Genomic DNA, 20,502 nt, shown 5'->3' with positions numbered 1-20,502 from the left:
CGCTCAGCGGTAGGCGCTGTAGCCGCCGCCCGAGATCGTGGGGATGTTGATGGTGGCGGTGGCAAAGCTGCCCCCCTGCCCTATCGACACGGCCCCCTGCATCAGTTGCAGCACCGTGTTGGACTGGGACCCGACGCCTTCCAGCGCGTCATGGATCGCGGCAAAGCGCGAGACCAGCCTATCCACCTCGGCCGGGTCTTTCAGTTTCTTGATGTCGTATTTCTGTTCAAACAGCGCCACCTGACGGTCGAGGTCCACCTTGACCGCTTCGTCGGGCAGGCCAAGCGCGCGGCGCATGAATTGCCCCAGTTCGCGGTCTTTCAGCACATCGAACCAACTGTCGATATCCGCCGCCTTGGCCTTGAATTCCAGGGCGATGCCCGCGCCGCTGTTGTCCTCGGCGGCAGCGTTCAGCACGATGCGCTCCTTGAACCGCTCGACCACCTCGGCCTGCCAATCGGGCTTGGCGAAATTCTCGCTGGGGCCGCCTTTGGGGCCAAAGCCAAGGGACTGGTACATCTCGCGGATGCGGGGGTCAGACAGGCGGTTCACCAGCGCCGAACGGTCGCTGATGTCGCTTTCAAGCACCTTGCGCATCATCGCCTTGCCAAAGATCTGATCTTCCAGATCAAAGGCGCGCATCACGAAGGTGAAAACCTCGGTATCGGCGATCAGCTCCTTGGGCGAGGTGATTGTGCCGATACGTTCTTCAAAGGCTTCGATTTGCCGGGCGTTCAGAGCGTTTTTGCCAGCGAGATCAAGCTGCTTGTCACGCGTTGCGTCAAACAGCTTGACCGCCACCTGCGTGCTCATGCCGCCCAGCGAGATCATGCGTGCGCGGCCTCCTGCCCCGCGGCGGGGGGCACCGGGCGCAGCTGCATCAACTCGGTCTCATATTTCAACACTGCCCGCAGTTCGCTCATTGCTTTGTAGAAATCCGACATGGAGACGAAATTCGCCGCTTCCATGATCCGGGCGCGCATCTCGGCGCCAAAGCAACAGGCCAGATCGGCCAAGCCCTGCTGGATCATCGGCAGGATCTGATCGCGGGTGTCGGGCCGAATGAGCGCGGTTTGCACGAGGAAATAGACTTTGGAGACCGGCGTGGATTCTGCGTCGGGCTTCAGCAGATCAGATTCGCGCACGATGTCGGCGCGGTTCTCGACCGTCAGCGCCTGGCGGCGGTCGCCGTTGCGGATGACGCAGCCGTTCACGACCACACGTTCACGGGGGCGGAGGGTGAGTTTCAGCATCTTACACCTCCTGCATCTGCGGCGCGGTCTGCCCGGCCAGACCGGCAGCGATGTTGCCGTTGATCTCGACAAGACCGGCCAGACGCCCCTCGCCAGCCATCAGTGCGGTGCTGTGACGGTCGACCCAAAGCGCAATGGAAATCAGCGAGGCTTTCAGCCCGTCGGGCATCTTGTTTTCCGGCTCCGAAAGGTCAAAGCGCAGGGCCGACCAGAACCGTTGATTTTCATAAATTGCATCGCGCAGACCGGAGGCGAGGATGCTCAACCGCTCAGCCTTGTCTTCGGTCGCATCAAAACCTTGGCCCTTTTCGGCAAGGTCATGTGTGACGCGGCTCAGAATGCGGCGCTCGATCTGCCGCGGGGTTTCGCTTTCGCGAATGGTTCGTTTGTATGCTGCCAGCCCCATAGGAATTCTTCCTTGTTTTTATAGTTTGCTGCCTGCCAACCGCAAATTCTGACGCGGTTGGATCGGGGCCAAAGCGCTAGGCCTTGGCCCCGAAAACCCTAATCCTTAACGGAACAGGCTCAGGATGTTCTGCGGCGCCTGGTTGGCGATCGACAGGGACTGCGAAGCCAGCTGCTGCTGAACCTGAAGCGCCTGAAGACGGGCGGCTTCTTCTTCCATATTGGCATCGACCATCGAACCCACGCCGGAGTCAAGACGATTAGTTAACTCGTTAAGAAAGCTCTGCTGTGTCTCAATAGATTTTTCCTGGACACCGAGATTTGTAGCAGTCGTAACTACTGTTTTCATCTCAGCCTCGGCAAGTTTCAATTGCGCCTCCAAATCCGCTGAAGTAGTAGCGCTGCCAATGTTACCGGCAATTGTCTTAAACGTTCCTGCAACTGTTTCTAAATCGACTGTAGTATACGTTTGCTTAGTGGTTGAGATATCGGCGCCTGCGCGGCTCACGCCAGTCGTTGTTGTTTTCGTGGCTTGTGCAGCCACGCCGGCTGTACTGATTAAATTCTCGCCGTTAAACGAAGACTGCGTGATTGCCGTGATCATTTGGTCCGCTAGCGCTTCTAGTTCTTTCTGAACGACAGCCTGATCAACGCCTACTTCCTGCGCGAACGCCGCACGTTCCATATACTTCTTGCCAAGCTCTTGCATCGTTTCAGCCCCAAGACGTGCCGTTGCAAACGAACTTTTCGCTAGGTCCAAACCCTCATTGACAGCTTTATTCATACCGCTTTCCGAACTCATTGTGCTCGAAATCGAGAAGTAAGATGCGTTGTCTTTAGCGGATGAAACTTTCAAACCAGTCGAAATTCGACCCTGCGTTTTATTTAAATCTTCGTTAATGCCACGCAAGGTGGACAGAGCGTTCATCGCGGAGTTGTTTGTGTTGATCGAAGACATATTCTTATTCCAGACTATTCTAGTTCGTTATGTCGTCTTTCTGACAACTGCGGGGCGAACCCGCTTGATTACGTTTTTACGCGAAAAACTGGCAACATTGAGGCAATTCAGAAACTTTTGTCCACGGTGGCCATCACTGTTGCGCGGTTGTCACGTTTAGCACCGCTCCGGCCGTAAATACCTGCAATGCTGTGCTTTTCCCGGACTTGGGAAACCTCTTTGATCATCTCTGACGTGGCCTGGCGGGCCAGTTGCAGGTGGTGATGATCACGCGCGATCAGGTCTTTCAGATCGCGTAACTTGTCTTTGCTGACCGCCTCGGGATTCTCGTTTAACTGGTATTCCAGTTCGGCGGTGATTCGGGCTTTCTCGCTGGCGAAACTGACCAATTGGTCGAAAGACCCGCCCTCGACCGCGGCAATCTCGCGGCGCAGCAGGGTGGCGAGCGCGTCGACCGCGGCGAGGGCTTTGCGCGGATCGCTCATTTCGCGGCTCCTGACTGATAGCGGGCTATGGCAGTTTCGATGCTGCGCGCGATGCCGGTGCTGTTTTGCTCAGCGATGCTTTCGCCAATCGCGTTGGACAGAAAACTGCGCCATGTTTCCTCGGCATGGCCCCCGCCAAAGCTCCCGACGTCAACGGTGGAGAGCATTTCATCGACCATCTGACCGAGGAACATGGCCTCAAATTCCTTGGCCGATTCCGCCGTGACCGGGTCCGCTGGGCGCGACGCTGCTGCGGTATTGGCCACGCTGGCCGGGGTGGGAAGGGAGGCGAATTCCATGATCAGCCCTCAGATGATTTCAAGGTCGGCGTGCAGCGCACCCGCGGCCTTGATGGATTGCAGGATCGAAATGGTCTCGGTCGCGCCGACGCCGATGGCGTTGAGCCCGTCGACCAGCCGTTGCAGGCTCACCGATCCGTCGATCACGGCGAATTGGGCGTCGCGCTCTTCGACCTCGACCGACGTGTTGGGCACGACAACGGTGGTGCCGCCAATGGAGAGGGTCTCGGGCTGGCTGACGTTGAAATCGTCGCGCACGGTGACGGTCAGCCCGCCTTGGCTGACGGCGACCTGATCGATGCGCACATTGGCGCCGATGACGATGGTGCCGGAACGTGCGTCGATCACCACTTTGGCCACCTGATCGGGCTGCACCTGAAGCGGCTCGATCAGCGCCATGGTCTCCATCAGAGACTCTTTGCCAAAGGGGGTGACGGAAATGGTGCGCGAATCCAGCGCGGTGGCGACCGGGCCGACGGCTTGGTTGATGGCCCGCTCGACCCGTTGCGCGGTGACGAAATCGGGGTTGCGCAGGGCCAGTTTGATCGTGCTCAGCTCGTTGAATTCAAAGGCGACCTCGCGCTCCACAATGGCGCCATTGTCGATCCGGGCGCCGGTGGGCACGCCTTCGACGATGGAGGCGTTCAGCCCCTGCGCGGCGAATCCGGCGACGGCGATCGGGCCTTGGGCCACGGCATAGATCTCGCCATCCGCCGCGGTCAGCGGGGTCACGATCAAAGTGCCGCCGCGCAAAGATGAGGCATCGCCGAGCGAGGAGACCACCACGTCAATGGTGCTGCCCATCCGGGCGAAGGGCGGCAGGGAGGCGGTGACCATGACGGCGGCTGTATTGGCGGTGCGCATCTGATCTTCGGTCAGATTGCCGATGCCGAGCCGCTCCAACATGCCTTCAATCGCGCGTTCGGTGAAAGGCGCGTTGCGCAGGCTGTCGCCGGTGCCGTTGAGGCCCACGACAAGCCCGTAGCCCACCAATTGGTTCGCCCGCACGCCTTCAACCGTGACGATGTCCTTGATCCGCACCTGCGCGCTGGCCGGGGCGGCCAGGGCCAGGGTGAGGCTGATCAGAAGGAATTTGAACATGGTTTTCATGGTCGGCGGTCCGGTCAGAGGTAGTTGAGGAAAGACAGGCGCGACAGGCGCGCGGTGACGGCAAAGCTGGAGTCGAGTTGGTTTTGCAATTGGGTCAGCCGGGTCGCGGCGTCATATTGATCCGCCCCTTCGAGTTTGAGCGTTTCCTGATCGAGGAACTGCCCCCGGCTTTGCTGCGCTGCGAGCGTGTCTTGTAGCTGCGCGCGTTTCAACCCGGTGACGGTTTCAAGGTCGACCAGCCCGTCCAGCCCGGACCCGATGGCATTGCGGGCCTCGGTCAGCCAGGCGTCGCGGGCCTCGACATCCGGGATATCGCCTGCGTCCACGGCGCTGAGCATCGCCAGCCCGCGCATCAGATCGCGCATCGCCGGATCATTGGCCTGCACCCCTTGGGTCAGCGTCTGGGTTTCCGAGATGCGCGAGGTCAGCGGCGGGTTCCAGGAGGGCGCGCCGTTGTAGAACGTCCGCTCGAAATTGTGATCGGAGTAATAGGCATGGTCGTCGAACCCTGCCTTCAACGCGCTGATCGCCCTTTGCACATCGGCCATGTTTCTTGGCGTGCCGCCGATCATATGATCGACCGACATTGCAGGGGATTCACCGGTTCTGGGATTGACCTCATCCCAGGCTTGCAGCGGGTTGGTATCGCTGCGCGTGCCGGCCATAAGATAGCCCGAACTGTCGCTCACCGCCGCGCGTTGGATCACCGTATCAAGGGCGGACCGCGCCGCGCGGGTGAGATAGGTCGAGGACGGCCCGCCGGTCACCTGCGCCGTGAGCGCCTGTTCCATCACCGCCTGCCCCGCCTCACGCATCGCGCCGAGGGAGGTTTCCACGGCCAGAAAACGGCGGTCCAGCAGGGTGTTTGAGGTGATGAAACCATCGTTGCGCGCGACCTGCATGCGGATGGCGATGGCGTCCGAGGATTTATGGCCCAGATCATCATAGGGCCGCGCCTTGAGCCCGGTGCTCAGCTCCTGCGAGACCTGCGCCAGTTCCGCCGAGAGCCGGCTGGTGGTTTCACGCTGCCGCAGGCTGTGCAGCGCGGTGGAGACGGTACGGGAGATGTCGCTCATCTGGTCCTCACACGCTGCTTAAAAGGGTATCGAGCATCGTCGTCAGGCTGCTCAGCACCTGCGAATTAGCGCCGTAGGATTGTTCGATTTCGATCAGCTTTTGCAGCTCGGTATCGACGTTGACCCCTTCGACAGCACTGCGGTTGTCCTCAAATGTGACAAGCCGGATGCGCGCGGTCTCGGCCCGGCTATCGGCGCTGACGCGGACCATGTTTTGATGGCCCACCATATCGGCTGCGAAGTCGCCGATCTTGGCGTCGGTGTTCAGCCCGCTGGCGCTGTCAAAGCCAAAGCCCGTCTCGAATACATCAATGAAGGCGTTGATCTGCGTGGAATCGCTCGGCTCCCGGCGATAGTTGGCCGCGGCCCCATCGCGCAGCCGCGACAGGGTGCCGCCGCGCTCGGGGTCGACGCTGGCATTCACGGCAAGACGCCCGGCCAGTCCTTCCCTCTGCGTGGGGTCAAAGGCCGCGCCCGCATCGGTAAAGAGCCCCGCATCATACGGCCCGAGCGAGTGGTCGGCGGCCTCAAAGCCTTGCACCAACCCGCGGGCAAGTTCGTCGAGCTGCAGCTTCATCTGCGGCAATTCGCGCGAGATGATCTGGCTCAGCCCCGCCAGCCGCCCGCTGTCAGACCCGCGCGCCCCCGCGGCCCCCGGTGTGATCTCGATCTCTCCGGCAAAGAGCGCCCCGGTCTCGGGATTGGCGGTCAACCGGGCGGCATGTTCCCCGCTGACCAGTTCGGTGCCGCCGGTGGTGTGTAGGGTCAGCGAGCCGTCGGCCTCCCAACGGGCCGAGAAATCCATCTGCCCGCCCAGAGCATCCAGACGGCGGTTCATGTCGTCCTTCAACCCGTTCACGGCACCCGCATCCGGCCCCGCCACGCGAAGCTTTTGGTTCAGCGCGGCGATGCCAGCCAAGGCGCTGTTGGTTTCCTTCACGCTCGTCAGATAGCTCTCGCGCGCCTGCACTTGGCTGTCTGCCAAGGCATCGGCGGCGCTGTTGAGGCTTTGCACCAGATTCTTCGCGCGCGAGAGGAGATCATTCTGCGCCGCCGGATCAGCGGGGTTGTTCGACAAAAGGTCAAGCCCCGCCTGAAACTCGGCAATCCGGGCGGCGGGGGATATCTCGTCATTGGGGTTGCCCAGGGTCAGCAGATAGCCGCCCAGCACCTCATTGGCGACCTTTGCCTGCCCCATCTCGGCGGTGGCATTGCGGGTCAGCCCTGCCAGCCGTTCATCCACCTGCCGCTGCATGCGCAGCTCAACGATGCTGCTCTGCCCGCCCCCGGTGCTGACCTGCGCGCCTTCGCGCCGCGCATAGCCTTCGGTCTGGGCGTTGGCGATATTGCCCGCGACCAGATTGGCCCGCCCTTCGGTGGCGCTCAGGCCACTGCGGGCGACGTTAAAGGCAGAGGAGATGCTCATTCAGGCACCTATTTAGCGTTTGATACGCAGGGTTTCGTCCAGCATCTCATCGCTGGTGGTGATGATCTTGGCGCTTGATGAATAGGCCCGCTGGGTCTGGATCAGGTCGGTCAATTCTTTCGCGATATCGACATTGGCCCCTTCCAGAGCGCCGCTGGTGATGCTGCCCAAACCGCCGGTCATGGCGCCGCCAAGGCTCACCGCCCCGGATTCGCGCGTGGCGACAAAGGCGTTGCCCTCGACCGAGCGCATCTGATCGGGGTTGGAGACATTGGCCAGCGGCACCTGGAACAGCGCCCGGCGCTGGCCATTGTCGAAGACCCCGAAGAGCACGCCGGAATCGCTCATCTCGGCGCGCTCAAGACTGCCGGTCTCGGTCCCGTCGTCGGTGAATTGCGGGGGCGTATAGTCGCCGGCAAATTGGGTCATGCCCTGAAAGCTGCCAGGCGCGCCAAAGTTGATCTCCAGATTCTGCGGGGTGGCACCGTTGTTGATCGTCAGATTGACGATCCCGGTCGCCGGATCGAGGGGCAAAGAGCCCGGGGCGTAGAAGGCCGGGCTGCCGGCGCCCGCGCCGCTGTCATTGAAGTTAACGAAGCCGGTCCCATAGTCGGTGCCATTCGCGTCACGGATGTTCACCGTCCATTCATTGGGGATCGCACCGGGCTGCCACGACAGGGTCAACTGGTCCGAACCGCCCAGAGGGTTCACATAGCGCAGCGTCGATTCAAAAGGCGCGCCGGGGGTGGCCTGCCCGGTCTCTTGCGAGGGGACGTTGCCCGAGACATCGATCCGCGCGCTTGGCGTGCCCTGAACCTGATAGCTGGCGATATTGACCGTGCTGAGATCGTTATAGCTGGTGCTGCTCACACTCCCCGTTGCACCTGTCGCGTCGGTGGGATACCCGCTGAGGAAATAGCCCGCCGAGTTGCGCAGATTGCCATTCTGATCGGGGGTGAAAGAGCCCGCACGGGTCAGGTAATAATTCGCCTCGACCGGATCATTGGGGTTGCGCGACACGACAAAGAACCCGTCGCCCTGCACCGCGAGATCGGTGGAACGGCCGGTGCCCATGATATTGCCATTCGCCGAGATATCGGCCCGAACATCGCTCAGCACCCCCGCCTGCGAGGAGCTGGTGTTCTGGGTCACGAATTCCGAAAAGCTGCGGCGATAGCCCACGGTATTGGCGTTGGCGATATTGCTCGAAATATTCTGAACCCGGGAGGAGTTGGCCTGCAACCCGCTGACCCCGATCTGAAGGGCGCCTGTAATGCTCATGACGTGCTCCTGCTCGCAATTATTATTCTTGCTTTATACATGAATAGGCGGAACTTACATGCACAAATCAAGAATAAAATTTATATTTGATAATTTTATCACTCGCTTTCCTTTACGTCGGTGACATGAGTCACCGCGTCCAGAATGCGGTCCGCGCTGCGCATGCTGTGGCGCATCTCCTCCTGCCCCACCGGCCCGGCCTTGGCCCCCGCGCCCAATGTCGCGGCGATCGCGCCCCAAGCGGGCAGTTCGGTCAGCGTGGGAAAGGCCGATGCCGCCCGCGCCACGGTATCACGGTCGCCGGTCTCATAGGCGGCGAGGGTCAGGCGGGTGGCATCGGCAAAGCTGAACTGGTCGGGATGGGCCTGCCACATCTCCAGGAACGCCAGCCGCGCGGCGGCCCATTTGCCGGTCTCGTAAAGCGCCACGGCGCGGCTGCGGCGCAGCCCCATGTCCTGCGCCTTGACCCGCAGCGTGGCCAGCTCATCCGACCGCCCGGCCTGCGCCAAAGCGTCGATCAGCAGCGCTTCGGCTTCGGCATTGATCCCCTGCGCATCGGCAAAGCCGCTGAGCAGATCAACCGCCGCATCCGCCTGGCCGCCGGCCAAGAGGGCGCGCGCCTCCTGGCTCCGCAGATCGGCAATCAAGCCGGGGTCCGCCCCGCCCCGGCGGCTCCCCGCTTCGGCCAGCTCGCGCAGGGCGCGGAACTCACGGGCGGCCAAGGCGGTCATCCCGGTCTCGAACAGACGTTGCGGCACGGCCCGCGCATGGGCGGCAAAGCCCGCGTCAAAGCGCCAATGGTGCGCGATACGCGCATGGCCCTCAAGAAAGGCGGAAAGATCAATCTCCCCTGCCGCGCCGGCGCTGTAAAAGCGGCCATAGACCGCCCGCGCCCGCGCCCGCAGCGCCTCGACCTCCTCCTCCGATGCGTCTTTGATCAGATGGCCCAAGGCCCAGAGCGCGGCGTCACGGTCCCCGGCCTCCTCGGCCAGAGACGCCAGAAGCCTGACACCGTCGCGCGCCACCTCATCCCCCCGCCAAAGCCAGCGGGCGGATTTGAGCAAGGCAACCGCATCCGTCAGCGGCAGGCTGTCGGTCGCGCGCCCCATCCGCACCAGCGCCAGCCGCGCCCGATGGGCATAGCGATCCCGGCCCTGCGCCGCCTCGGCATAGCCATCAAAGGCCATCAGATAATCCCCCGACAGTTCAGAGGCCCGTGCAAGCAGGTAGCGATAGGCCGGCCCGTCGCGCAGGGCGGCATGGGCGGCGAAACGCTCGGCCAGCGCCTGCGCGGCTTCCCAATCCTGCGCCAAAAGCGCGGCCTCCAAAAGGTCCGGCAGGAGCGCGGCCTCGATCGCGGAGGAAAGCCCGGTGAAGCTCGCGGTAATATCCGGCAACAGCCGGGCGGCCTCCTCCACCGCGCCGATCCGGGCGAAAGCCGCGGCGCGCAGCGCCTGCCCCTGCCCCCATCCGACCGAACGCGACACCGCCTGCCCAAGCCCGTCCGGCGATGCCTGTTGATCCAGAAGCGCCAGCGCAAGGCCCAGCGTCCGGTGCCGCCGCTGGGCGGCTTGCGGCAAGCTTTCGGGGTCAAGCGCGGCAAGGTAGCCGCCAGCCTCCGGGCGCAGCATCCATGCCAGATGAAGCTCCGCCATATCCAACAGAAGGTCTGCCGTCGGCGCCTGATCTGTCCCGGCTTCCCCTTGCGGGCGGGCCTGAACCATCTGCTTAGAAAGGTCCTGTCGCGCGGTGAGGAAATCACGCTGCCCCTGTTCGGTCAGACGCAGGGGGGCGAAAACAGCCGCCTCCTGCGCCATCACCGGCGCAGCAATTGCCAAAGAAAGCCCAAGAACAATGTTGTGCAAATGCGTCATCTCTATGGATAGATGCACTTTATTCTTGTATAAATCCATTCATTATTTCACAGTGACCTAGAAAAAGTCGCTTCATCCTTGCAGCCCTTGAGGTGCACCATGACAGAATCCACCCATATCGGCATGTCGCTGGCGACATCCTTGCAGCGCCAGTTGGACATCACCGCAAACAACATCGCGAATGCCAGCACCGCAGGGTACAAGGGTGAGCATGTGGTCTTTGAGACCTTCCTGCAGGACAACACCCTTTCGGCCGATGACCAATCCGCCTTTGTCAGCGACACCGGCTCCTATATCGACACCCGCCCCGGCGCCCTGTCCCAGACCGGCAACCCGCTTGATGTGGCCCTGCATGGCGCGGGCTGGTTCAGCTATCAGACCCCCGAAGGCCAGCAGGCCTATGGCCGCGACGGCAGTTTTGCCATTGATACGCAGGGCAACTTGACGCTGCTGTCGGGGGCGAAAGTGCTTGATGCGGGCGGTGCGCCGATCCAACTGCCGACCCAGGGCTTGGGCGAGATCAACATCTCCGAAGATGGCACGATTTCGGGCAGTGAGACCGGACCGCTGGGCAAGATCGGGGTTTTCGATGTCCCTGAAATTCAAAGCTACAAGCGCCTCGGCGCGGGCATGTTGGTCGCCCCCGAAGGCGCGGCCAAGCCCGGCCCGGCAGAAGGCACCGCCGTGCGCCAAGGCGCGCTGGAACTGAGCAATGTAAACCCGGTGCGCGAGATGACCCGGCTGATCGACGTGCAACGCGCCTATGAGCGCACCAATACCCTGATGGGCAATGCGGACGACCTGCGCCGCGACTCGCTTAAGCGGATCATGCAGGCCGTCTGACCCCGGATTTGGCCCCAGATGGGGCATCCGTAGAACGGAAGGAACGAAGCAATGAAGGCACTCAGCATCGCCGCCACCGGCATGATGGCGCAGCAGACCAATGTCGATGTGATCTCCAACAACATCGCCAACGCCAATACGACCGGTTTCAAGGCCAGCCGCGCGGCGTTTCAGGATCTGATCTATCAATCCATGCAACGCGAAGGGGCGCTGACATCTGAGGCCGGCTCGACCCGGCCCGTGGGCGTGGACATCGGCATGGGGGTGCAGACCGCCGGGACCGTGCGGCTCAATACCCAAGGCGGCATGGTCGCCACCGAGAACCAGTTGAACGTCGCCATCGACGGGCGGGGCTATTTCTCGGTGCTGATGCCCGACGGCAATCAGGCTTTCACCCGCGACGGGTCTTTCCAGCTCTCGGCGGAGGGTGAGATCGTCACCATGCAGGGCTACCGCGTCGATCCCGGGCTTGTCGTGCCGCCCAACACCACCTCGGTAGAGATCAACGAGCAGGGCGTCGTCATGGCCTATGTCGAGAATGACCCGATTCCGGTGGAACTGGGCCAGCTTAGCCTGACCACCTTTGTCAACGAGCCGGGGATGCGCCCCGTGGGCAACAACTTCCTGCTGGCCACCGAAGCCTCGGGCGAGGCGCAGGTCGTCACCCCCGGCGCGCCCGGCACCGGGCTGCTGCGGCAGGGCTATCTTGAGGCGTCGAACGTGAATGTGATCCAGCAGATCACCGATCTGATCTCGGCGCAGCGCGCCTATGAGATGAACTCCAAATCCATTGAGACCGCAGACCAGATGCTGTCCGCGGCGAACCAGATCCGCTGATGAGACGTTTGGGCACATTCCTGCTTGGCGTGATGCTGCTTGCCGGGCCGGCTTTCGCGGCCCCTCTTGCCGTGCTGGTCGAAGAACGCGCGCGCTCGGATTACGCCGACAGCCTGCCGCCCGAGGGCGCCTTCGAGATCACGGTCAAAGAGCCGCCAAAGGGCGAAGTCCTCACATTGGCCGAGTTCTGGATGGACCCGCGCAGCGGCAAGTTTCTGGCCAATGCCGTGCTTGAGACCGGCGATGTGCAGCGCATCGGGGGGCTGGCGCTGATCACCCTGCCGGTGCCTGTGCCGACCCGCCGCCTGTTGCCAGACGAGATCATCATGGAAGATGACCTGACCGTCATGCGCCTGCCCGTGGGCCGGGTGGGTGCCTATGTGGAGACCGAGATCGAAGAGGTCATCGGCAAGCAGGTGCGCCGGGTGCTGACCCCGGGCCGCCCCATTCAGGCCCAGTCGATCATTCACCCGCTTGTGATCAGCCGGGGCGACCGGGTCGAGATCAGCTTCAGCGACGGGCTGCTCGCCCTGCGCTCGCCGGGCCGCGCGCTCAGCGACGCGCATGAGGGGCAGGAAGTCCGGATCGTGAACCTTATCAGCAACAAGACGGTCACCGGCATCGCCACCGGCGCAGGGACCGTGGAGATCGTGCAATGACAGCCGCTTTCACCCGCCCCGGCCTTCTGGCTCTGGGCGCGTCCCTGATCCTCTCTGGCTGCGCCGCCGACCGTCATTTTGACCGCGATCCCCAGCCCTCGCCGCTTGTGGTCGACAGGCAGACGATCCCCGAGGTCGCCCGCGTGCAGGTGCCGATGCCCGCCGCCGCGATGGAGCCGCCCCGCAGCGGCAGCGCCCGCGCCTCGCTCTTCTCGGCCAAACATGAGGCGCTGTTTTCCGATCAGCGCGCCGATGACATTGGCGATATCGTGACCGTCGTGATCTCGATCGACGACCGCGCGCAACTGCGCAATTCCACCGACCGGGAGCGCGAAGGCGCAAGTTCGATCGGTTTCCCGACCTTCTTTGGCTATGGCGCGAAAATTGCCGCAATTCTGCCCGGAATCAGCGCCGCCGATCTGCCCAGTGGCGATGTGGTTGAGATCGGATCGGCCTCCGAAGCGAGCGGCTCTGGCGCGATTTCGCGCAATGAGCGGATCGAGTTGAAAGTCGCCGCATTGGTGATCGACAAGCTGCCCAATGGCACGCTGGTGGTCGCGGGACGCCAAGAAATCATGGTGAATCAAGAGCTGCGCGAGCTGCGCATGGCCGGGATCGTGCGCCCTGCCGACATCCGCGACGACAACACCATATCCTATGACAAGATCGCTGAAGCCCGCATCGCCTATGGCGGCAGAGGCACCCTGTCGCGCGCCCAGGAGCGCAGCTATGGCGAAGACGCGATGGATGTGATCCTGCCCTATTAATTCGCGACTTGGTCACAAAGTGAGACCATTGCCGTCGCAATCGGCCTGTAAACCTGACGCAAGCTCAGGAAAGGTCGAAGATGAAAAAGGCAGCAATCGCATTCGTGGCACTCCCCCTGCTTTGCATGGGCGCGGGCTATGGGGCTGGTCTGGCTCTGGCCCCCGCCCCAGCCCCTGAGGATCTGGCAAAGAAGGACCAAGCGCAGGCCGACGAGGTCGCGCAGGGGGCTGAGGGGACCACCCCCGGCAAGAAGGGCGCGGCAGAGGAGCAGGCCGCCCAAGACGCCGCCCCGGCGGAATTGGACCGCTACATGTTGGCACAGGACCGCAAGATCGTCCGCGTGGGCCAGATGACGATCCCGGTCGAAAAGACCAACAGCATTTCCTACGTAGTTGCGGATTTCGCGCTCAAGCTTGAATCACTGGAACTGGCCGAACGCTACCGCCGGGTCGAAGACGCCACCCGGCTGCGGGATTCACTCTTGCAGGCCATGAACCTTGCCGCCGAAAGCACTGTGTTGCGCGGGGTGGCGATCGACAGCGACGCGCTCTCGCAGCTTTTGCGCGACCTCATCAGCCGCGACCATAGCGGCATCGACGATGTAATGTTCGTGTCGCTCTACAAACAGGATGTGGCGCGCCTCTGAGCCGGGGCCGCCTGCCCGTTACAGAACCGACCGAATGGTCTGGGACAACACCGCCTCGCCATTGTCGAGCACCAGTTCGGCCCCATTCGCGGTAAAGTTCACCCGCGCCACCTCTGCCCGGGTCAGCGGCGTGACGCGCACGTCATTTCCGGCTGAATCCTTGGCCGCGATTTCCACCCGGACAGTATCAGGCGGCACCGGCAGACCTTGGGAATCGCGCCGGTCCCAGGCCACGTCGATCACCTCGCCCGATTCTGTCGAACTGCCCGGCAACTCGCGCAGCAGATTGCCGTCTTGCGAATAGATGCGGATGTTCACAGCCTCGGCCCCCGGGGCGACCTCATAGCTCAGCGGAAAATCGGTTTCCGTCATGCGCACCTGACTGGACGGCACCAGCACATCGCGCCCGATCAACTGCATGTCAGACATGGCCCCCACCGTGGAGAGCATCGTGCTGATCTGTTCGAGGTTCGCATTGGTGGCGATGCTTTGCTCGACCTGTGTCAACTGCGCCAGCTGCGAGACGAATTGGGTCGAATCCACCGGCTTCAGCGGATCCTGGTTCGAGATCTGCGCCGTGAGCAGGGTTAGAAAACTGTTGTAGCTCTCTTGCAACTCGCCCGCCGAAGTGGCCGCCGCACTGGAACCGCTGCTGGTCGCCAGAGTATTCGAATTCAGTCCATCAATCATGATCTCGCCTTTCAGGTGAGGATGTCCAACTGGCCGGGGCCGCTGGCATTGCGGGGGGCCGGGGCGGCGCTGGCGTCGCTGTCAGACAGGTCGTCGGACTGGCCTGCCCCTTCGGCCATCTGTGGCATGGGTGCAGGGGCGTCGCGCCCGTCCTGACGGCCGCGTTCGCCAAAGGTCTGGAAATCCAGATCGGCACTTTCGGCGCTGATGCCGCGCGCGTTCAGCGCTTCCAGCAGGTTTTCGCGGTCATGGCGCAGCATTTGCAGCACCGAGGCGCTTTCGGCGGTCATGGCGATCTGCATCCGCCCGCCCTCGCCGCGCATCACTTCGATTTCAATGTCGCCCATGCCATAGGGCGAAAGCGAGAAACGCATCTTATTGTCGGTGGTCTCAAAGCTGCGAATCTGCTGCGCGACATGCTGGCGCAGCTGCGCGTCCGGCGTGGCGGTGGGGCTCGGCGCGGGGGCCGTGCCCGCAGGCGCAGGCGGGGAGAAGCGCTGAGGCTCTGCGGTAAGCGTCTGAGGGGCCGGCGCTGCCTCGCGCAGGATGGCCTCGGCACTGCTGCCGGTGTTGGCCGTTTGCAGCCCCTTTACCGCATCGGCAAATTGATCAGGGGCAGCCGCGCGCGGGTCGGCATTGGTCAGGTTCACGCGGGCATCCATAAGGGATGCGGCAGGCTGCGCCCCGCCCTCTTGCCGTAGACCCATGGCTTCTCTGAGCGCCCCATCGGCGGCGGTGGTCAGGCCTGCAGCCTCGCCGGGCTGAAGCCCCTGCGGCGCGGCGCTGGCCATCGTCACGCGCCCGACGACCGGCACCCCGGCAGAGGCAAGGCTGAGCTGCCCCACGCCCGCGGCCAAACGCAAGGCGCCGTTGATCTTATCCTGCAAAGCCGCCGCAGTTTCCGGGTCCGCCAGCTGCGCCACCGCCGCCAGGTCGTCCACCGTTTCCACCGGCCCTTCGCCAAGTGCCGCAGCGAACGCTGCAAGTGCTGTCTTGCGCGTGACCTGCGCGCTGCCGGCGTGAAGCCCGGCGATCGTATCGTCCAGAAGCGCCATCAACCCCTCTGCCGTCTCGGGCGTGGCGGTCTCGGCGTCCTCTGCCCCCGCCGCCGCTTCGGCCAGTGGCTCCGGCGTGTCTTGGCCCTTCGGCGGGACGACGCCCCGCTCCCCGCCGCCCATGAGCGCGGCAAAGCCCGCCGCCGCACCGGGCTCAGAGCGCGCGGCGGCTGTGGGGGCCGAAACACTGGTGGATGAAATCTGCGCGATCATCTGGCGTCCCCCGCCCTGACGGTTCAGGAAATTCTGACGTTGCCGCGCTGCCCCTCACGGACAGGCTCGGACAGGTTGCCCTTGATCAACGCCTTGAGCGCAAGGGTCCATTGGTTCAGCGTCAATTGCGCCTTGCCCCCGGTCAACGCCTGAAGCGAGGGCTGACTGGCGGCATTATCGGCAGAGAAAACCGCCATACTGTCCACCGGGCGGCCCCAATATTGCGCGAGCACCGCGTTCAGCCCCGCCCGGAACGCAGCGGGCTCCAGCCCCAAGCGCAGAAGCTCATCCGCCTCGGCGGCATGGTGATAGGCCTGCCCCAAGGTGTGCAGCACGCTGTCTTCGTCCATCATCGGGAACAGGCCGCGCCCGATAATGCCGATCAGCACTTCACCGACCAAGGCACCGGCGGCCTGAGAGATGTTTTGGAAATTGTCGCGTTTGCGAATAACGACGAGCGAGCCGAAAGGCACATCGGCGTCGAGCTCTTCGGCCAGAATATCGCCCAGACAAAAGCCGGGGATCGGCTCGATACAATCTGGCATTGCAACCGGATGACCGGCCCAATCCTGCATTTCAAAGACCGAGGCCTGCACCGGAATCAAAGCCCGGATCAGCATATTAAAGTGACGGCCATCGGCCGATGAATCTATGTGGCAGGCACCCTTCCAGATGCCACCGATAAGTGAATTAACCTGCATTTTCGCCTCGTTCAGGACATTCTGTCCATGGTTTATCCAGGCGGTTTTTTAAGGTTTTTTGGGTGCCTGGTGCTCGTTTGTTACATAAGGTCTAGATTGCAAGACCTTGACCGTCAACAATTTTACACAGCAGCGCCAGAATTTCATCCGCAGGCGGCAGGGATGTCGCAGTTTTCGCACAGGCCATATCGGCCCGCATCGGCTTGGGAATAAGGGGTCAGCCTGCCTGATAGACAAGGCGGATCGATATGCGGCGATTCTCGGGCGCGAGCGGGTCTGTCGTGTTGATCGGCTGGGTGTCGGCCACGCCCGAAACCCGCAGGAACCTTGCCGCTGATATGCCGGCATCCATCAGGGTGCGGCGCGTCGCATTGGCGCGGTCTGCTGACAACTCCCAGTTGCCATAGCCATTGCGCGCGCCAAAGGCGGCGGCATCGGTATGACCGACAATCTCGACAGGTTGGTTCTGGGCGGCGATGACATCGCCGATGGCCAAGAGCAGCTCGCGGGTCTTGGCGGAAATATCCGCGCTGCCCCGCTCAAAGAGCGACCGCTCGTCCTGATCGAGCACCTGCACCGTCAGCGCCCCGCTCGATTTTTCCAACCGCACATTGCGCGCCAGATCGCTGAGTTCCGCGTCGGAGGTGATGCGCTCGGCGATATCCTCGGCCATGCGGTCAATCTCGGCCTGGCGGCGCTCGGCCTCCTCGGTGGCGGCGAGTGTGGCAGGGTCCGCCGCCTGTTCCGCCTCGGCCGGATCGCTGGTCTCGGCATATTCAACCACCACCGCCGGCGCCTTGTCCCGCAGGCGGCTGTCGAAGACCATCATCGGGTTGTCGCGCCCGAATGTCGGTTTTTGCACATTGCCGGTATTGTCCACCGCCCCGGTCATCACCCCCGCCGCCATTAAGGGGCGCAGGTCCGCCGCCGCATCCGAAGAAGAGCCGCCGTCAGAGACCGTGGGTGTGAAGTAATTGGCCAGGCCGCGCAGCTTCTCTTCGTCCGAGGCGGCGAGAATCCACAGCAGCAGGAAAAACGCCATCATCGCTGTCATGAAGTCGGCATAGGCCACCTTCCAGCCGCCGCCGTGATGGGCGTGGCCGCCCTCCGCGTCATAGCGCTTGATGATGATCATCGCGTTCTTTTTGTCAGCCATGACAGGGCCTCCCGGCGTGTCGCGATCGGGCGCGGGCCCGGATCAGGAAAGCTCTGTGTTGCGGTCCGACTTGTCGCGGGTGTATTTGCCCAGACCGGCGCGTTTCGCATATTCCGCCTTGCGCTTGGAATAGCTCGGCGCGACCAGCGGTGCATCGGCAGGCAGGTTGAACATGACGCGGTATTCCGCTTCGGTCAGCCCGTGCTCCGCACCGATATGGCGCTTGAGCATCTTGAACCCTTTGCCGCAGCAGAGACAAAAGATCGTGTCTTCGGTCATGGTCTGCTCAACCGCCGCCGCCGGGATCGCCCGCGCCTTTGGCGCCGCCGTCATGCCGGGAATGGCGGTTTCTGTCTGCGCGTCGGCTGCGGTGCCGCGCAGGCGGTCGACCAGCGTCATGATATCGTCGATCGTGACATCGCTGCGGCTGGCGAAACCCGACACGATGGTCGCGATTGCGGTATCGCTCAGGTTCTGCTTGTGGGTGACATTAGGCATGAAGAAACTTCCTTCGTTAAGTTAATCTTGCCTTCTGCAAGGTCCACAAAAGCCCGGTGAAGAGCTTCAAACTCCAAGTGCAAAGATAGATCATCCTTTGCCATTTATTCTTACCACGATTCTACTTGTATTTGGAACCCGCGCAAGCATTGACAAGCACTTTTTCGCCACTTTTGCGGAAAGCGGGTCATGGCTGCATTTGCGCGACGGATTCGAAAACCGCCGGTGTTGCGGTCACGCGGGGGGCGGGATCATTGCCCGTCGTCTGCGCGATAATCGTGCTGAAGAGCCCCGTGACACCCAGACCCGCGACCGCGATCAGCGGGATGTGCAGGCTCTTCCACAGGCTCTTGCGTGGCGCTGCCGCCTGCGGGGTCAATGTGGCGGGATCGAGCAATTCAGGCTCAGGCTGCTCCGGCACGTCGATTGCGGCGCCAAACTCGACAAAGATCCCGCGCGGCATGACCGCCACTTTGACTTCGCGGCGCTGGCAACTGTCGCTGAACCCTGCCGGGAACAGTTCCGCCGGGATGTCGATCACCATGTTATCCTTGGGCCGCCAGTCCGAGGCCAGCGTATCGCGGGGGATATAGACCGAGGCGAAATCATCGCGAAAGGCAATGTCGCGCACCAGTGTCGGCACCATCGGCAGCGGTTGGTCCGGGTCGCTCGCAATGCGCATCCGCCCGCCGGTGAGCCACATCTCAAGGCTCAGGTAATAGCATTCCCCCGATGTCACCTCGGCAGAGGGCACATAGCCTTCTGGCGGGCCCGCGCGCAGCTTGCGCCGCTTGCGGCCATTGCGCGACCCGAGCGGGAAGATCTTATCGGTGGTGACCCGCAGCCCCTGCCCCTCGTCAAAGTCGAAACGCGGGCGCATAAGCTCGTCAAAATCCAACCCCTCTTCGCGCGCGAAACTGTAGTTGATGAGGTAATCGGCGGCGGTTTCCTCAAGGGTCTTGCTGTCCTGGATCGCCTTCAGCAGCGCGTTTTCCTCCGAAAAAAGCAGGCGCCGGGTCGGATGGCCTTCGACCTCGGGGCTCACGGCAAAACTGCCGACGGGGCGGTCAAGGATATCCGCCACCCGGTCAAAGACCACGCTTTCCTCGTCATTGTGAAAGACCACGAATTCGCATAGCCCCGCCGCATCCATGCAGAGCAGCAGCCGCATCCCCTCGGGCCAGCCCTGCACAAGCTGCACAAGTTCGGCTGGATCGACGAAATAGGCGAAGGCATCAGGCTCTGCCGAACCCGCTGCGTTTTCGCTCAACTCTTCTTTGACAGAAAAACCACTATTCATCATGAAAACCCAAGTTCTTTCCTACATAATACTTGCCGAAAGGTTATCACTCAAGGATAAAGTAAGAATAGTTTAGTTTTGGAGGCGTGTGCGGCAATGACACTCTTTATTGGCCTTGTGATGATCTTTGGGATGGTCTTTGGCGGCTTCATGTTGTCGGGCGGCAACATGGACATCGTCCTTTACGCCCTACCCTATGAAGGCATGATGATCGGCGGCGCCTCGATCGGGGCTTTCGTGATCGCCAATTCCTTCGGGGTGGTGAAATCCTCCGCCAAGGGCGTCTTGCGGGTGATCAAGGGGCCGCGCTGGAAAGCGCAGGATTACAATGACATGCTTGACCTGATGTTCGAACTGTCACGGCTCTATAAGACCAAGGGCATCGTGGCGATGGACGAGCATATCGAAAACCCCGAGAGCAGCGCGATCTTTCAGCGCTACCCCAAGCTGATGAAGGACCACTTCATCACCGACCTCATCGCGGACAGCTTCCGCATGATGTCGATGCAGTTCGATGACCGCTTTCAGATGGAAGACGTGATCAACCGCAAGATCAAAAAGCATCATCATGAATCGCTGGTTTCCGCCAGTGCGATCCAAAGCATGGCCGACGGGCTGCCCGCGATCGGCATCGTTGCGGCGGTTCTGGGCGTGATCAAAACCATGTCCTCGATCGACAAACCGCCAGAGATCCTTGGCGCTATGATCGGCGGGGCGCTCGTTGGCACCTTCCTTGGCGTGTTCTTGGCCTATTGCATGGTGCAGCCCATCGCGGGCCGTCTTGAGCAGATCGAGGAAGAAGACAGCGCGATCTATACGGTGATCCGTGATGTGATCGTGGCCATCGTCGCGGGCCACCCGCCCAGCATCTGCATTGAACTGGGCCGCGGCAATATCCCGACGACCAAACAGCCCGGCTTTTCTGCGGTGGAGGCTTCGCAGCGCGAATTGCCTGCGGTGTGATGCGCC

The 20,502-nt window shown here is 62.4% G+C and carries 23 protein-coding genes; 6 read left to right on the top strand and 17 right to left on the bottom strand.

The genetic code is table 11. The features are described 5' to 3' along the window. Positions 1 to 3: 3 nt before the first annotated feature. The 11 genes from AB4M76_RS05310 to AB4M76_RS05260 form a co-directional block, all read right to left on the bottom strand. Positions 4 to 831 carry a DUF1217 domain-containing protein gene (locus AB4M76_RS05310; protein ID WP_368440765.1) on the bottom strand — a complete coding sequence of 276 codons (828 nt, stop codon included), beginning with the start codon at positions 829 to 831 and terminating at the stop codon, positions 4 to 6. Next, positions 828 to 1,253 (bottom strand): flagellar biosynthesis repressor FlbT, encoded by a 426-nt coding sequence (locus AB4M76_RS05305; RefSeq protein ID WP_368440764.1) that lies wholly within the window; start codon positions 1,251 to 1,253, stop codon positions 828 to 830. The genes AB4M76_RS05310 and AB4M76_RS05305 overlap by 4 nt, the downstream gene beginning before the upstream one ends. 1 nt (position 1,254) lies before the next feature. Beyond that, on the bottom strand, positions 1,255 to 1,659 hold the full coding sequence (flaF, locus tag AB4M76_RS05300) for a flagellar biosynthesis regulator FlaF (RefSeq protein ID WP_368440763.1): 405 nt from the start codon (positions 1,657 to 1,659) through the stop codon (positions 1,255 to 1,257). A gap of 105 nt (positions 1,660 to 1,764) precedes the next feature. Beyond that, positions 1,765 to 2,616, bottom strand: a complete 852-nt coding sequence (locus tag AB4M76_RS05295; protein WP_368440762.1) for a flagellin — start codon at positions 2,614 to 2,616, stop codon at positions 1,765 to 1,767. Positions 2,617 to 2,723: 107 nt separating this feature from the next. Beyond that, positions 2,724 to 3,101 carry a hypothetical protein gene (locus AB4M76_RS05290; RefSeq protein ID WP_368440761.1) on the bottom strand — a complete coding sequence of 126 codons (378 nt, stop codon included), beginning with the start codon at positions 3,099 to 3,101 and terminating at the stop codon, positions 2,724 to 2,726. Continuing rightward, the gene (locus tag AB4M76_RS05285; RefSeq protein WP_368440760.1) at positions 3,098 to 3,400 is read right to left on the bottom strand and encodes a rod-binding protein; all 303 of its coding nucleotides are present in this window, start codon (positions 3,398 to 3,400) and stop codon (positions 3,098 to 3,100) included. Before AB4M76_RS05285 ends, AB4M76_RS05290 begins: the two co-directional genes overlap by 4 nt. A 9-nt stretch (positions 3,401 to 3,409) precedes the next feature. Then, positions 3,410 to 4,501, bottom strand: a complete 1,092-nt coding sequence (locus AB4M76_RS05280) for a flagellar basal body P-ring protein FlgI (RefSeq protein ID WP_246253378.1) — start codon at positions 4,499 to 4,501, stop codon at positions 3,410 to 3,412. Between the two features lie 23 nt (positions 4,502 to 4,524). Further along, complete coding sequence (locus AB4M76_RS05275) at positions 4,525 to 5,586, bottom strand: flagellin (protein ID WP_368440759.1); 1,062 nt, start codon at positions 5,584 to 5,586, stop codon at positions 4,525 to 4,527. 7 nt (positions 5,587 to 5,593) lie between these two features. After that, positions 5,594 to 7,012, bottom strand: a complete 1,419-nt coding sequence (gene flgK / locus AB4M76_RS05270) for a flagellar hook-associated protein FlgK (RefSeq protein WP_368440758.1) — start codon at positions 7,010 to 7,012, stop codon at positions 5,594 to 5,596. Between the two features lie 12 nt (positions 7,013 to 7,024). Then, positions 7,025 to 8,293 carry a flagellar hook protein FlgE gene (locus AB4M76_RS05265; protein WP_368440757.1) on the bottom strand — a complete coding sequence of 423 codons (1,269 nt, stop codon included), beginning with the start codon at positions 8,291 to 8,293 and terminating at the stop codon, positions 7,025 to 7,027. 98 nt (positions 8,294 to 8,391) lie between these two features. Then, positions 8,392 to 10,158, bottom strand: a complete 1,767-nt coding sequence (locus tag AB4M76_RS05260; protein ID WP_368440756.1) for a hypothetical protein — start codon at positions 10,156 to 10,158, stop codon at positions 8,392 to 8,394. A 108-nt stretch (positions 10,159 to 10,266) separates the two neighbouring features. Here AB4M76_RS05260 and flgF point away from each other — a divergent pair, with 108 nt between their 5' ends. The 5 genes from flgF (at position 10,267) to AB4M76_RS05235 (ending at position 13,920) form a co-directional block, all read left to right on the top strand. After that, positions 10,267 to 11,010 carry a flagellar basal-body rod protein FlgF gene (flgF, locus tag AB4M76_RS05255; RefSeq protein ID WP_368440755.1) on the top strand — a complete coding sequence of 248 codons (744 nt, stop codon included), beginning with the start codon at positions 10,267 to 10,269 and terminating at the stop codon, positions 11,008 to 11,010. Between the two features lie 51 nt (positions 11,011 to 11,061). Further along, positions 11,062 to 11,847: a flagellar basal-body rod protein FlgG gene (flgG, locus tag AB4M76_RS05250; protein WP_368440754.1), complete on the top strand. Its 786-nt coding sequence runs from the start codon at positions 11,062 to 11,064 to the stop codon at positions 11,845 to 11,847. Then, positions 11,847 to 12,506, top strand: a complete 660-nt coding sequence (flgA, locus tag AB4M76_RS05245; protein WP_368440753.1) for a flagellar basal body P-ring formation chaperone FlgA — start codon at positions 11,847 to 11,849, stop codon at positions 12,504 to 12,506. The genes flgG and flgA overlap by 1 nt, the downstream gene beginning before the upstream one ends. Further along, entirely contained in the window at positions 12,503 to 13,273 is a 771-nt protein-coding gene (locus tag AB4M76_RS05240) for a flagellar basal body L-ring protein FlgH (RefSeq protein ID WP_368440752.1), read from the top strand. Before flgA ends, AB4M76_RS05240 begins: the two co-directional genes overlap by 4 nt. Positions 13,274 to 13,353: 80 nt before the next feature. Next, on the top strand, positions 13,354 to 13,920 hold the full coding sequence (locus AB4M76_RS05235; RefSeq protein WP_368440751.1) for a hypothetical protein: 567 nt from the start codon (positions 13,354 to 13,356) through the stop codon (positions 13,918 to 13,920). Positions 13,921 to 13,938: 18 nt separating this feature from the next. Here AB4M76_RS05235 and AB4M76_RS05230 read toward each other — a convergent pair whose 3' ends face one another. From AB4M76_RS05230 to AB4M76_RS05205, 6 genes are all read right to left on the bottom strand, one after another. After that, a complete protein-coding gene (locus AB4M76_RS05230; RefSeq protein WP_368440750.1) occupies positions 13,939 to 14,610 on the bottom strand; it encodes a flagellar hook assembly protein FlgD in 672 nt (223 codons plus the stop codon). An 11-nt stretch (positions 14,611 to 14,621) separates the two neighbouring features. Further along, on the bottom strand, positions 14,622 to 15,878 hold the full coding sequence (locus AB4M76_RS05225) for a flagellar hook-length control protein FliK (RefSeq protein ID WP_368440749.1): 1,257 nt from the start codon (positions 15,876 to 15,878) through the stop codon (positions 14,622 to 14,624). Positions 15,879 to 15,901: 23 nt separating this feature from the next. Next, positions 15,902 to 16,579: a hypothetical protein gene (locus tag AB4M76_RS05220; protein WP_368440748.1), complete on the bottom strand. Its 678-nt coding sequence runs from the start codon at positions 16,577 to 16,579 to the stop codon at positions 15,902 to 15,904. 217 nt (positions 16,580 to 16,796) lie between these two features. Further along, positions 16,797 to 17,735: a flagellar motor protein MotB gene (locus tag AB4M76_RS05215; RefSeq protein WP_368440747.1), complete on the bottom strand. Its 939-nt coding sequence runs from the start codon at positions 17,733 to 17,735 to the stop codon at positions 16,797 to 16,799. 42 nt (positions 17,736 to 17,777) lie between these two features. Beyond that, entirely contained in the window at positions 17,778 to 18,233 is a 456-nt protein-coding gene (locus AB4M76_RS05210) for a MucR family transcriptional regulator (protein ID WP_368440746.1), read from the bottom strand. Between the two features lie 187 nt (positions 18,234 to 18,420). After that, positions 18,421 to 19,536: a hypothetical protein gene (locus tag AB4M76_RS05205; RefSeq protein WP_368440745.1), complete on the bottom strand. Its 1,116-nt coding sequence runs from the start codon at positions 19,534 to 19,536 to the stop codon at positions 18,421 to 18,423. A 93-nt stretch (positions 19,537 to 19,629) separates the two neighbouring features. Between AB4M76_RS05205 and motA the strand changes: the two genes are divergently transcribed. Continuing rightward, on the top strand, positions 19,630 to 20,496 hold the full coding sequence (motA, locus tag AB4M76_RS05200) for a flagellar motor stator protein MotA (protein WP_368440744.1): 867 nt from the start codon (positions 19,630 to 19,632) through the stop codon (positions 20,494 to 20,496). The last annotated feature ends 6 nt before the right edge of the window (positions 20,497 to 20,502 follow it).

The sequence above is a fragment of the Sulfitobacter sp. PS-8MA genome (genome assembly GCF_040933935.1).
Lineage (GTDB): Bacteria > Pseudomonadota > Alphaproteobacteria > Rhodobacterales > Rhodobacteraceae > Sulfitobacter.
This window is presented reverse-complemented; position numbering and strand designations above follow the sequence as displayed.